The sequence below is a fragment of the Streptomyces sp. NPDC001450 genome, from assembly GCF_053597295.1.
This window is the reverse complement of record NZ_JBSFHY010000042.1, coordinates 1-12,534: the sequence shown is the minus strand read 5'-3', so window position 1 is coordinate 12,534 and position 12,534 is coordinate 1. Positions and strand designations below refer to the sequence as shown.

Sequence of the window (12,534 nt, the reverse complement as noted above, 5' to 3'; positions counted from 1 at the left end):
CAAGCGGCTCCCGGGTGGCACCCCGGGAGCCGCGTCGGGCCGTTCCACGCTGAGAGGAACACGACCCAATGAACCACATCGTCACTGTTCAGGACGCTGTTACCGCGTTCGCTCCCTGGATGGAGCCGACGGACGCCGAGCTGGACGCGATCGAGTCGGAGATGCCCGCGATCCTGGCGGACGTCGACCTGCTCGACGCGCAGATCGTCACCCTGGACCGCACGCCGACCGAGCTGGACGAGCGCCGCATCCGCAGGGCCCGCCGCCGGGTGCTGGCCGCCCGGCGGGACCTGATCAACCGCACGGCCGGCGCGAGCCTCCCGGGTGGTGCCGCATGAGCGCCACCGAGCGGAACCTGACCGCCGCGCACTCCGAAGTGAAGGCGGAGATCGTGCGGACGGACACCAAGACGGGCCTCTTGCTGGCGTTCGTCGGTGCGGTACTCGCCGGCGCCTGGACGGTCGCCCGTGAGCTACCGATGAACCTGCCCGCCTACGTCGTGGGCGGTCTCGGTATGGCGGTGCTGGTCGCGGCGGCTGGTCTGCTGCTGCGGTCAGTGCGGCCGAACCTGCGTGGCCGCCACGGCTTCCCACTGTGGGCCACGCTCACGGCGGAGGAGATCAGCGAAGCCGTCGCCCGGGACCTGGCCGCCGACATCGCCGGCCTGTCCCGGCTCGCGGTCGCCAAGTTCACCTGCCTGCGCCGCGCGGTCGACCTGACCTGCGCCGGCGGGGCACTGCTCATCCTCGCCGCCGTACTCACCCTGTGGGGTGCGGCATGAACGAGCCGCTGACGCTGGACGCTCTGGCCGCGCCCCTGCGCGTGCTGCGGCTGCTCGCCGCTGACTTCGGGCACCTGCCCGCCCCGGACATCGACCTGTCCCGCATCTACCCCGACCGGCTGACCCTGCGCTTCCACGAGGGTCTGCACGCGTTCGAGGCGTGGCGGGAGGCCCTGGCCGTGCCGCCGGAGCAGGTGACCCACGCGGTGCAGGCCGACGGCACGACACGCGTGTTAAAGGCGTCGACCGACTACGCGGGCGCAGAAGTGCACCTGCACGGCTACACCGACGTGCCCGCGGCGGACGGGGGTGCGGCGTGAGGGCCAAGACCGTTCTGCCCGCCGTCGCGATGACGGCTGTATCTATGGTGCTCACCCTCGCCGTGGTCGTGATGTGGCTGGGCACTGCGATGCCGTGGCCCGTCGCCCTGGTCGTTGGTCTCGGCATCGACGGGGGATGGCTGGCCACCCTCGCCTATGAGCGCAGGTTGGCCGCGCAGGGCGACCACAGCCACGCCGTGACCGCCGTCGGCTGGACGTTCGGAGCTGGCGCCACGGGCGTGCTGGTCGCTCACGCCCTCACGACTGAGGAGTCGGCCGGCGCGTGGCTGGCCGTGGCCTGGCTGCCCATCGCCGCGAAGGCACTGTGGCTGGTGCACGGTCTGTGGGAGCGCACTGCGCTGACCCCGGGCGCCCTGGGAGCGATCCGGGGCATTCAGCAGGAGGCCCGCGACGAGGCGGCTGTGGCCCGGGCCCGGCTGCTCGCCGAGGCGCGTACGGAGGAGACGCGGCTGACGGCCGTGACGGCCGCCGGGGCGCGCGTCGCACGGGTCCAGGCCCGGACCGCCGCCACCCTCGCCGGGGCGTGGTCGACACTGGAGACGGCGCGGGACGGCGAGGACACCGGCAGGGCGCTGACCAGCGTGACGACCCGCGTCACACCCGGCGTCACACCCCCGTGGGAGCTCCCGGTGTGGGGTCCCACTCAGCCCGTTCCCGCGCTGGAGACGGGGCCCGCCCTGACGGATGAGGCGCTTGACGCGCTGGTCGACGAGATCCGCCACAGCCAGACCCCCGCCCTGTCCTACCGCGAGATGTCCGCCCGCTTCCGCGCGGCCGGTCACTCCGCGTCCGAAGTCCGGTTGCGGGCCGCCTGGAAGCGCGTCGTCGCCTGATGGGCGCGCTGCCGGTGTTCCGGTGGCGCCTCGCCCCGGACGGCTACGCCACCCGCCGCCAACTTCGGGCCCGCGGCTTGCGCCCCGGTGGTCAGGGCGTGGCCGCGCAGCTCGAACGCCCCCGCCGCCGGCGGGGACCGCTGGTCGCCTACCTCTACCGCATCGACCTGGCCAAGCCGGTCCGGCCGATGACGCCGGGCCGGTGGGCGGCGCTCGCCGCAGCGAACGCCGCCCGCCGCATCTGCCCGACCTGCCGGCGTGACGCCGGATACGTCATCCCCACCTCGCTCGGCACCTGCGTGCCCTGCGCCTACGACCCGGACGGGTCCGAAGGGAGTACCTGATGGGCAACTCCGACATCCGCCGTCTTGACCGCGAGATCCGGGCGACCACGAAGAAGCTCGAAGCCGTGCGGCGGGGTGAGTGGTGGCCGTTGACCAGCCGTGAACGGCTCGCAATGACTCGCGCGATGGCCAGCGGCGCCCGCAGCGTCCACCGGGGCCGCAGCACGACCGGCGCCGAGAACCGGATGGACTCCATCGGATCGGCCGCCGAGATGCGGCTAAACGCGGAGCTGACCGCCCTGCACGGCGAGCGTCAGCGCCTGATCACCGAGGCCGCCCGCGACAAGGCCAAGAAGAAGTCGTCCGGCTGGTTCTGACCAGCCATCACGCCGGGGTGACCGCCTCTTTCCACGGACACGGCCACCCCGGCTCTCCCGCTTACTCCCGCCCCCGAAGGGGCAGTCAGGAGAACTCCCAGCATGTCTGAGAACGTCGTCCACCTCCACAAGCCCACCGACCCCCCGGCCCACGACACGGCGCCCACGGTGCTGACCGTCGTGCCGGACGCGCCGCCCGCGCGGCCCGTGCCGCTGTGGGTGCGCTCCGGCCGCGCCGTGAAGACGGCCGCCACGCACGAGACGACCAGGTCGACGGTGCGGGCGGTGGCCCGGCACGCGTCCTACACGTTCAACGGGGGCCGGATCGTGGCCCGTCGAGCCTGGGACGGCCGTACGGGCTCCCGCTACGAGCGGATGATCCGTGCGGCGGAAGCCGCGGGGAATCTGGAAGCGGCCGAAGAGTGGGAGGAGCGGTTGCAGCGCTTCCGCGCCGCCCGTCATCACCGCCGCATGGACCTGCTGCACTCGCCCGTGGAGGCCGCCAAGGGCGTGGCCGTCGGCGCTGGCATGAGCGTCGGTGTCCTGGTCGCCCTCGGGATCGTGATGGCCATCAACACCGGCCACGTCGGCGACGTCATCACCCCGCTGTCCGCGACCATCGACTTCATCGCCCTGCTGATCCGGATCGTTCAGATCGTGTGGGGTCCGGCGCTCACAATCGGCCCGTTCCTCGCCCTGCTCGCCCTGTGGTCGGTCGGCCGCAAACAGCACGCCGCCCCCGCGTGGGCACTGCCCGCCAACGTGCGGTCGGGTGAGGGTGAGCCGATCACGCCGTCCATCGTGGTCAAGGCCCTGCGCGACCTCGGAGTGCCCGCCCTGGCCCGCGCCATCAAGGAGATGGGCGACGCCGGCGCGAGCATGCTCGGACCGATCACCATCGCCGGATGCGGCGTGGAAGTCGACGTGACCCTTCCCTCCGGGGTGTCGACCAACGAGGTGCAGAACAAGCGCCGCAAGCTCGCCGAGAACCTGACCCGCCACGAACACGAAGTGTTCATCACCATCCCCCAGGCCGCCCGCACGGTGCGGCTGTGGATCGCCGACTCCGGCGCGCTGGACGAGCCCATCGGCCCGTCCCCGCTGGTCACCGACGAGACCATGACCGCCGACTACGCCAAGGGCCGCGCCCCCTGGGGTCAGGACCTGCGCGGCGACGCCGCCGCGCTGAGCCTCTACCAGCGCCACCTGCTCATCACCGGGTTGTCGAACCAGGGCAAGACCGTGGCCCTGCGCTCCCTGGCCCTGTGGCTCTCGCTGGACAAGTCGGTCCAGTTCCTCATGGGTGACCTCAAGGGCGTGGGCGACTGGGCCATGTTCGACGGGCTCGCAGACGTGCTCATTCAGGGCCCGACGGATGAGCACGTGATCCAGGTGACCGAGATGGTCGAGGGCGCCGTCGACGAGATGAACCGCCGTATCCAGGCCCCGCCCGGAACGCAGTTCCCGCCGCTGATCGTGCTGGTCGACGAAGCACAGGTGGCGTTCATGTGCCCGGCCAAGGACGAGGACAAGCGCCCGTATGGCGGGTCCAAGGCCAACTCCCGGTACTTCATGGCCGTCCGCAAGATCCACAACCAGGGGCGGGCCGTGAACGTGCTGATGTGGCAGGGCACCCAGGACCCGACCAACGAGAACCTTCCCAAGCTGGTGCGCGAGGGCGCCCACACCCGCGCCTCCCTCGCCCTGGGCACCGAGTCCCAAGCACGCATGGCCCTGGGAGACAAGGCCGTCGACGGCGGGGCCGCGCCCAACCTGCTGCGTCCGGGTCTGGACCGGGGGACCCTGGTCGTCGCGTCCGACGGGATCACCATCCCGGCGGGACAGTCGTCCATCACGGTGCGCACGCACTACATCGACGACGACGCCGCCGAAGCCATCACCGATCGGGCCAGGGCCCTGCGCGACGGCGTCACCACCCTGCACGCCATCGACCGCGGCGAGCACCACGACCCGCTGATCGACATCTTCGACGTGATCGGTACGACGCCGCGGGTGCGGACGAAGGACGTGCTGGCGCGGCTCGCCACGCTCAACGCGGACGCCTACGGCGGCTGGTCGTTCATCGACCTCAAGCGCGTCCTGGACGACGCCGGCGCCGAGCCGTACAAGTCCGACGGCGTGATGGTCGTCTCCCGCGACCGCGTCGCCCGCGCCCTAGCCAACCGCGACAACGACGGTTCCGCTTCCACCGACTGATGGCAGGGAGCCGACCCCCGGCGGGTCAGGGAGGCAGGGAGAACTCCCTGACTGCCTCCCTGACCCTCCTCCCTGGCCCTGACCTGCACGAATGATCAGTCAGGGAGTCAGGGAGGCACGCAGGTCAGACCCCCCGAACACCCCTCCACACGGCACCCCGAAGGGGGTGCCTCCGCCTCCCTGGCCAACGCTCGGAAGGGATTCCGCATGTACCCCGACAACACCCACGACGCGCCCGTACAGCGGGCCGTGGAAGTCCACCAGCCCACCCCTCTCCCGCCCGCCATCCCCGCCCCGGTGCAGGTCGTGCCCGTGCAGCCGGGCACCGTTCCGGCGGTGGCGAGCATCGTCCTGCCCGACGGCCGTGTCGTCACCGGCTACGCCATCAACCCCGCTCAGCCTGAGCCGGTTGCGGTCAAGCCGGCCGTCTCGCGGACGGCCGTGAACGTCGCCCTCGGGGGCGTTGGCTTCCTCGCGGTGTGTGGCGGGCTCATCCTGCTCACCTCGTTCATCGCCGCACTGACCGCGTTCATCACCCAACTCATCACCCTCGCCGCCGTCATCTTCGGCGGCTGGATCGCCGTGCAGGTGTTCAACGTGCGCGGCCACCAGGGCGGGACCACAGTCAACATCCGCAAAGCCATCATCAAGCGCAACCACTTCCGCGGGTAGCGGCATGGGTGCCCCGCCCGGCGCACTGGAACTGCATATCCACCCGATGAAGTGGAAGGCCGCGTGCGCTTACGTCGACCAGCACCACCGCCACCACGACGCCCCGCAGGGCCATCAATTCTCCCTGGGCGTGCGTACCGGTGACGGGCGTCTGGCCGGTGTGGCGATCGTAGGCCGTCCTGTCAGTCGGCACTTCGACAACGGGCTGACCGTGGAAGTAACCCGGCTGGCCACGGACGGCACCCCGAACGCCTGCTCCGCCCTGTACGCAGCTGCATGGCGCACCGCCCGCAGCGCGGGCTACCGCCGCGCCATCACCTACACCCAAGACGGCGAAAGCGGCGCGAGCCTGCGCGCCGCGGGCTGGCGTAAGGTCGCCGACCTGCCAGCCCGCCCTGGCTGGGACACCCCCAGCCGCCCCCGCCGCGCACTTGGTACCGAAAATGTGGCCCGCACCCTATGGGAGATCACCACCCATAACGCGCCACCGCTGCCGGAACTGCGTGACGAAACCCGTGACGAAACCCGCGTCACACGGAGCCGGCGTAAACGATGCCCGGAGTGTAAGAGCGTGATCAAAACGGCCCCGACTGGGCGCCCCGCGCGCTACTGCTCACCCGCGTGCCGCCAACGCGCCTACCGGCGCCGCACCCAGTGAGTCCGTCACTCCCGGGTGCGACATCCTGGCTCACTGCTTCCTCGATGGACTGTCAGAGGCTGCCACTACAGTGCGGCTACTGGAGATCTTCGCCGGGGGAGGGGAAATGGCCGGGGGAAACTTCCATGACCGAGCCGACGAGCCAGCCACTCTGTACGTCGTACAGAACCTGACACGTAAGGCGCTCAAGGTCGGTATCGCAAGCAGAGATCGCATCGATGGCCGATTGCGTGAACACGATCGCTACGGGTGGACGACAGAGCTAACCCTTGATTTCGAGGAGGGGCATCAAGCACTGCAAGCGGAGAGGGCTGTGATTTCCTTCCTCCGGTCGTGCGGCGTCACATCGCGCTTGCTGCAGTACGACATGCCGCAAGGGGGCTATACAGAGACATTCGCGCATGCAGACCTGGCAGATTTCCGCATCGAGGACCTCACTTCGCTTGCCCAACTGGCGACTCGACTAGTCCAAAGGTCCAAGTCGCCAGTTCACGCCCACGTCCTCAAGTTGCTGGAGCTGGGCGACATCATGATGAGCTACGCGAAAGAGGGTCGTAAGGAGGAGGCTCTGGAACTATGGGAACACCTCCGACCTGCGGTGGAAGAGACCAGTCGCGCGCTCGGAGGCGAGTAAAAAAGAGCACTCGCTAGGCGCCGACTACGACTCGTTGAAGGCGATTGGCCAGCCACAGAAACCATCTTCGGTCTGGTAGACCAGCGCCACGCCTTCCGCGGCAAGGAGATCTTGCACATCCGCGGTCGGCTCGCCGGGTAGCAGAACCGCGACGCGCAGCCCCTCCTTGTTGGGGATGTGGCGGCGGTAGTCGGCCAACTGCCCGATCGCCATGCGGACATTGGCGCGGGTGGTCTGCCCCTTCGCCTCGTACAGCGCGTGATCGGTAGCGTCGTACAGGTCGGGAGTCAGCGCCCCGGGCTCACCCTTGATGGTGATCTGGAAGCTGTGGGTTTCATGGCCCGCCGCGGCCAGGTATGCCGCGAACGCCTTGACCAACTCACCCTCACGGCGCAGGACCTTGCGCTGTCCGGCAGGAATGTCCGCCACCGTCTCCGCGGTGGCGTGCTGCTCGGTCTTCTTGGCCTTCGCGCCGCTCTGCTTCGGCAGCGTGACCGGCTCCGGCACTTCCACCACGGGTTCGGTGATCTCAACGTCAGACTTCACTGCGGCCGGCATCCGGTCGGCCTCCGTCCACGCGGGCGTGGTTCCCTCGGCCGGCCGGAACCGGAAGACCAGCACGTTGCGCATCACGCCGTCCTTGCCCGGCCCGCGGCGAACGTCGTACGGCTTGAGGGGGTCCAGCACCATCTGACCGATGTAGCGCTGCTGCATCGCACCGCTGCCCGGCACCCGGCCGGCAGCGACGAACAGATGCACTTCACGGCCCTTCTCGGCATGCGTCAGCAGTGAGCCGTTGCGGCCGGACGGCTTCTGGTCACCGTTCGCGCCGGCGCCGGTGTACAGGTACAGCGGCCCGAACTCGTCGTCCTCGGCCCGGCCATCGAAGGTGTAGCCGTACTCCTCGCCCGCGGACGGGTCGGAATACACGAACACCTTGCCCGCATCGTCGGCCGGCTCAATGCCCTGGAACGTGCCACAGCCGTAGGCCGCAGCGATCGCATCGCGCGTCGTCACCATACCCGGCACAAGATCAACGGTCGTCGTCATGCCGCGACCTTAACCAACCCCACTGACATCTCCCGCCCCTATTTCCCAAAGGCAGGCGAAAGGGCGACCCCCCTTCCGGCAAGAACGCGGGGTCGCCCTCATCACCAGTACCGACCAACAGGACTGGAGACATCCAGCATGACCCAACCGACCGAGATTCAGGGAGAGCATCTGCCCACCGCTCTCTCCCTGGCGGCCTCCGGCGTGCCCGTGCTGCCGTTACGAGCCGGGAAGGTGCCGTTCGGCAACTGCCCCACCTGCACCGGCAACGCGTGCGGCGGCCGGCCGAACATGAAGACGCCCGGACCCTGCCAGTGCCCCGGCGTCTGCCACGCGTGGGCCGCAGCCACCACCAACCCACACATCCTCACCTCGCCCGCGTGGGCCACGGCGTGGCGTCGGGCCGCCGCCGTCGCCTACCACCCCGGCGGCGCTGGCGTGACCGTGGTCGACCTGGACGACCCCGCCGCCGTCCAGTGGGCCCGCGAGACCCTGCCCGCGACCCGGACCGTGACCACCACCCGGGGCGAACACTGGATCTACCAGGGCACCATGGCGTCATCGAACGCCGTACGGCCCGGCGTCGACATCAAGTCCCTTATGCAGTACGCCCGTTGGCTCGGTTCAGGCGTAGGCGCCACGGCCGCTCTCCCGGACGCTGTGCGCGCGCTGGCAGTAAAGGACCCGTCCCCGGCCCGCAGGGCGCCACAGACGCCCACAGTGCCCCTGAGGGTCCGCGGGGGCCAGTGCCCGCACCGTACGCCCACGTATCTGGACCGTGGCATCTCCATGGCAGAGCAGCGCATCAGCGAGGCCCGCAGCGCCGTCCACGCGACCGTGTACCGCACGTTCCTCGCCGTGCTGTCCACGCACGGCCGGTGCGGCTGTCTCACCGACACCCACGTCAACCGGCTGTTCACCGCCGCGCAGGCCAAGGGCGAGACCCCCCGGCACTGCGCGGACGCGTGGGCCAACGCCCTGACCACGTTGGGACTGTGACCCGTGTCCGATGACGAGAAGAACCCCGCACGGCAGGTCATCACCGACTACGCCCAGTCCCACTTCCGGTACTTCCGCACCGTGGACGGGACCGTGTACGCGCAGCGCACCGGCCACCCCGTGGCCCGCCCGATCCGCTCTCAGGGCACGTCCGGGAGCCACCGTCAGGAACTCATGGTCGGCCTTTTCCGTGACGGGGTCGGCGTCTTCAACGGAACTGCCCTTAAGGAGGCGTTGGACTTGATCGAGGCACTCGCCCTCACCGAGCAGGTGCAGCCCACCCATATCCGCGTGGCCCCCGGATTCGACGGGGCCACCTGGCTCGACCTCGGCCGCGACGACGGCCGGTCCGTCCGCATCCACCCCACCGGCTGGGACATCCGCGTCCCTGACCCCGCGGAGGTGTGCTGGCGGCGCACCCAGCTCACCGGGGAACTGCCCCTGCCCGCCAAGGACACCAACGGCAAGGGCATCGACCTGCTGATGCGGCTGTGCAACTTTGCCGACGCCAAGACCGAGGCGCTGGCCATCGCGTGGCTCATCGGCTGTCTGGAGCCGTCCGTGCCCGTCCCGGCCCCGTTCCTGACTGGCCCGCAGGGCGCTGGCAAGTCGACCGGCGGGCGGATGCTCGTGCGGATCATCGAGGGCATGACCGGCGACCTGCGGCGTGCGCCCAAGGACGAGGAGAACATGATCACGGCGGTCGCGGCCGGATGGATCACCGCCCTGGACAACCTCTCCCACCTGCCCCCGGACCTGTCCGACCTCATGTGTTGCGTCATCACCGGGGCCGAGAGCATCAAGCGCGCGCTGTTCACCGACGGCGACGTCGTCCGCTCTCGCTACCGCCGCCCGATGCTGCTGACCGGCATCGACGTCGGTGTGATCCGCCCCGACCTCGCCGAACGGCTCCTGACCCTGCGCCTGGAACGCCCCCGGGTGCGGCGCACCGAAGCGGAGCTGTGGGCGGAGTACGCCGAGATTCTGCCCGTCGTCCTCGGCTCCCTGCTCGACCTGACCGTCAAGGTCCGCGCAGCACAGGCCGAGACCCCGACCGATCTGCGGATGGCCGACTTCGCCCACCTGTGCGCCCAGCTCGACACCGCCACCGGCTTCGGCACGCTGGAGGCCTACCGGGCCAGCCTGGACGACCTCAACGACGACGTAATCGAGGGTGATCTGCTGGCGCAGACGGTCCTCAAGCACGCCGCCGAACTCACCCCGGGCACGGAAGAGCGGATGACGTCGGCGGAGTGGCTGCACGCCCTAACCGCCCTCTACAGCGGCGAGGAATGCCGCCCCCTGCCCAAGGGCTGGCCCACCACCGGCAAGGTGCTGTCCGACCGGCTGAGGCGCATCCAGCCCACCCTGGCCGCGCGGGGCGTGCTGGTCGACTGGGGGCGCACCAGCGCCGCCCGCTACATCGAACTCAGCCGCCAGGCCCCGCCCCCGCCGCCCGAGCAGCAGACCGCGTTCTGACCGCGCCCCGGACAGGCGGACAAGCAAGAGGAGCACGCCCCGCCCGCGGGTGCTCCTCTTGCTGTTCGGCGGCGCCAGCCGCCCTGCACGGTCGCGCCGCGAAGCGGCTCGTTTTTCAAGCCCTGAGCGGATGCAAAGACCCACAGACACCACCCCCTTCTCTTTCCTAAGTAGGGAAGATCTGCGTCACTGCGTCACCACGGGCCCGACACACAGCCGCTGACCTGCGGCGACACCGGTGACGCAGACAGTGAATCCTGCGTCATCCCGCGTCATCAGCGTCACCCCGTGACGAGCGCCCGTGTCATCGGTGACACAAGACCCTCCCCGCTGCGTCACCGGAACCCGCAGGTCAGACGCCTCATTGACGCAGGTGACGCGATGACGCAGAAATCCCGGCTTCGGACACAGCCACGCCCAGCCGCACAGGTATGGAGACCTCAGCATGACCACGCCCACCCGGCGCCGCCGCACTCCGAAAGACGAATTGATCCCACTGCCAGAAGTGCTGGAAGAACTCGGCATCAGCCGCCCGACTTGGTACCGCTGGCGCGATCGTGGCCTCACTCCCGAGGCTCGCCGCACGCCGTCCGGCCGCATCTGCGTACGCCGCAGCGTCCTGGACGCCTTCAAGGACGAGCTGGAGGCCGCGTGACCGAGTGGAGCTACACCGTCAAGTTCTGGGCCATCCGGAAGCGCAGCTACCGGAAGCCGTACCAGCTCCGATGGATGGTGGGCACCCGCGAACACGCAGAGTCGTTCCTCACCCAGGGCCTGGCCGACAGCCGCCGGTCGGAACTCATGACGGCGGCCCGAAGGGGTGAGCCGTTCGACGTGGAGAGCGGCCTCCCGAAGTCCATGGTCGACCAGAACCGAGACATCCCCTGGTTCGAGCACGCGCGCAACTACATCGCGATGAAGTGGGACGACTCTCCCGGCAACACCCGGCGGACGCTGGCCGAAGCCATGGCGACCGTGACGCCTGCGTTCGTGAAGGACACCAAGGGCATGCCCGACGCGCGGACCGTACGGAGCGCTCTGTACGGGTGGGCGTTCAACAAGAACCGGTGGGAGGAAGAGCCGCCGGCCGAGGTGGCGCAGGTGCTCGCTTGGTTTCAGCGGAAGTCGCTGCCCACGTCGGCCCTGACGGACCGGCTCTTGGTGAAGGCAGCGCTCAGGGCCCTGTCTAAGCGGCTGGACGGGAAGACGGCAGCCCCGGGGACGATCAGCCGCAAGCGTGCCATTTTCTACAACTCCCTTGAGTACGCGGTCGATGCCGAGTTGCTGACGGACAACCCGTTGGATCGCGTCAAGTGGAAAGCACCCGAGCAGGTCACGGAGGAAGTCGACCCGGCGTGCGTCCCGAATCCGGCGCAGGCTGCCAAGCTGCTGACCGCCGTGCGCGACCAGAGCAAGCGGGGGCGTCGACTCGCCGCGTTCTTCGGGTGCATGTACTACGCCGCCGCGCGGCCGGCGGAAGTGATCGGCCTGCGGGTCACGGACTGCGACCTGCCCCGGCGCGGGTGGGGCGTGCTCCGGCTGCATGAGACCCGCCCCCGATCCGGCACTGCCTGGACGGACAGCGGTGAGGCGCACGAGAAACGAGGTTTGAAGCACCGTCCGCGGAAGGCAGTGCGGCCCGTGCCGATTCCGCCGGAACTGGTCGCACTCCTGCGGTGGCACCTCACCGCGTACGGCACGGCGCCGGACGGCCGCGTCTTCCAGACGCTTCGGGGTGGACTCGTGCAGGACACCGGATACGGGGAGGTGTGGGCTGAAGCGCGGTCGCGCGCTCTCACGCCAGCCGAGTTCCACTCTGCACTGGCGAAGCGGCCTTATGACCTTCGTCATGCCGCAGTGTCTACCTGGCTCAGCTCGGGCGTGGAACCACAGCTCGTGGCTGAACGGGCGGGCCACAGTGTGGCGGTCCTGTTTCGCGTGTACGCCAAGTTCCTGAAGGACGGTGACGACGCAGCCAACGCCAAGATCTCCGCCCGATTGGAACGGAGCGTCTGACGCGGCGGAAATCCCGTCCGCGCTCCGTCCGCAGAGTCCGAGACGGGGCGTTCGAACGCGAGACAGGGTGAGACACCCCGCCCCTCGGGCTGCGTATGACAAGAGGCCCGTGACCTGCTGATATCGCAGGTCAGAAGATCCGCAGGCGGGACAAGTTTCCGCTCATCGTCGAGCTGGAACCGCTGTTCGCCTG

15 protein-coding genes are annotated in these 12,534 nt (G+C 69.6%); 14 read left to right on the top strand and 1 reads right to left on the bottom strand.

What is annotated here, in order from left to right; translation table 11 throughout:
* Nucleotides 1–68 precede the first annotated feature (68 nt).
* The 10 genes from ACWC5O_RS35480 to ACWC5O_RS35435 all read left to right on the top strand — a co-directional run bounded on the left by ACWC5O_RS35480 (nt 69) and on the right by ACWC5O_RS35435 (nt 6,797).
* Nucleotides 69–338 (top strand): DUF6284 family protein, encoded by a 270-nt coding sequence (locus ACWC5O_RS35480; protein WP_450585177.1) that lies wholly within the window; start codon nt 69–71, stop codon nt 336–338.
* On the top strand, nt 335–781 hold the full coding sequence (locus ACWC5O_RS35475) for a Pycsar system effector family protein (RefSeq protein WP_450585179.1): 447 nt from the start codon (nt 335–337) through the stop codon (nt 779–781). Before ACWC5O_RS35480 ends, ACWC5O_RS35475 begins: the two co-directional genes overlap by 4 nt.
* Nucleotides 778–1,101, top strand: a complete 324-nt coding sequence (locus tag ACWC5O_RS35470; RefSeq protein ID WP_450585180.1) for a hypothetical protein — start codon at nt 778–780, stop codon at nt 1,099–1,101. Before ACWC5O_RS35475 ends, ACWC5O_RS35470 begins: the two co-directional genes overlap by 4 nt.
* On the top strand, nt 1,098–1,955 hold the full coding sequence (locus ACWC5O_RS35465; protein ID WP_450585182.1) for a protein spdB: 858 nt from the start codon (nt 1,098–1,100) through the stop codon (nt 1,953–1,955). The genes ACWC5O_RS35470 and ACWC5O_RS35465 overlap by 4 nt, the downstream gene beginning before the upstream one ends.
* The gene (locus ACWC5O_RS35460) at nt 1,955–2,299 is read left to right on the top strand and encodes an RRQRL motif-containing zinc-binding protein (RefSeq protein WP_450585184.1); all 345 of its coding nucleotides are present in this window, start codon (nt 1,955–1,957) and stop codon (nt 2,297–2,299) included. Before ACWC5O_RS35465 ends, ACWC5O_RS35460 begins: the two co-directional genes overlap by 1 nt.
* On the top strand, nt 2,299–2,616 hold the full coding sequence (locus ACWC5O_RS35455; RefSeq protein WP_450585186.1) for a hypothetical protein: 318 nt from the start codon (nt 2,299–2,301) through the stop codon (nt 2,614–2,616). Before ACWC5O_RS35460 ends, ACWC5O_RS35455 begins: the two co-directional genes overlap by 1 nt.
* A gap of 102 nt (nt 2,617–2,718) precedes the next feature.
* A complete protein-coding gene (locus ACWC5O_RS35450; protein WP_450585187.1) occupies nt 2,719–4,833 on the top strand; it encodes an FtsK/SpoIIIE domain-containing protein in 2,115 nt (704 codons plus the stop codon).
* Nucleotides 4,834–5,040: 207 nt separating this feature from the next.
* Nucleotides 5,041–5,505, top strand: coding sequence for a hypothetical protein (locus ACWC5O_RS35445; RefSeq protein ID WP_450585188.1), 465 nt, complete (start codon nt 5,041–5,043; stop codon nt 5,503–5,505).
* A gap of 4 nt (nt 5,506–5,509) precedes the next feature.
* Nucleotides 5,510–6,163, top strand: a complete 654-nt coding sequence (locus ACWC5O_RS35440) for an XF1762 family protein (protein ID WP_450585190.1) — start codon at nt 5,510–5,512, stop codon at nt 6,161–6,163.
* 106 nt (nt 6,164–6,269) lie between these two features.
* Nucleotides 6,270–6,797, top strand: coding sequence for a hypothetical protein (locus tag ACWC5O_RS35435; protein ID WP_450585192.1), 528 nt, complete (start codon nt 6,270–6,272; stop codon nt 6,795–6,797).
* A 24-nt stretch (nt 6,798–6,821) separates the two neighbouring features.
* On the opposite strand, the gene ACWC5O_RS35430 is transcribed toward ACWC5O_RS35435, so the two are convergent.
* Nucleotides 6,822–7,847, bottom strand: coding sequence for a hypothetical protein (locus ACWC5O_RS35430; RefSeq protein ID WP_450585194.1), 1,026 nt, complete (start codon nt 7,845–7,847; stop codon nt 6,822–6,824).
* Between the two features lie 138 nt (nt 7,848–7,985).
* Between ACWC5O_RS35430 and ACWC5O_RS35425 the strand changes: the two genes are divergently transcribed.
* The 4 genes from ACWC5O_RS35425 (at nt 7,986) to ACWC5O_RS35410 (ending at nt 12,341) form a co-directional block, all read left to right on the top strand.
* Nucleotides 7,986–8,846 carry a bifunctional DNA primase/polymerase gene (locus tag ACWC5O_RS35425; protein WP_450585195.1) on the top strand — a complete coding sequence of 287 codons (861 nt, stop codon included), beginning with the start codon at nt 7,986–7,988 and terminating at the stop codon, nt 8,844–8,846.
* A 3-nt stretch (nt 8,847–8,849) separates the two neighbouring features.
* Nucleotides 8,850–10,325: an ATP-binding protein gene (locus tag ACWC5O_RS35420; RefSeq protein WP_450585196.1), complete on the top strand. Its 1,476-nt coding sequence runs from the start codon at nt 8,850–8,852 to the stop codon at nt 10,323–10,325.
* A gap of 445 nt (nt 10,326–10,770) precedes the next feature.
* Nucleotides 10,771–10,980, top strand: a complete 210-nt coding sequence (locus tag ACWC5O_RS35415) for a helix-turn-helix transcriptional regulator (protein WP_030671993.1) — start codon at nt 10,771–10,773, stop codon at nt 10,978–10,980.
* Nucleotides 10,977–12,341 (top strand): tyrosine-type recombinase/integrase, encoded by a 1,365-nt coding sequence (locus ACWC5O_RS35410; protein WP_450585199.1) that lies wholly within the window; start codon nt 10,977–10,979, stop codon nt 12,339–12,341. The genes ACWC5O_RS35415 and ACWC5O_RS35410 overlap by 4 nt, the downstream gene beginning before the upstream one ends.
* The last annotated feature ends 193 nt before the right edge of the window (nt 12,342–12,534 follow it).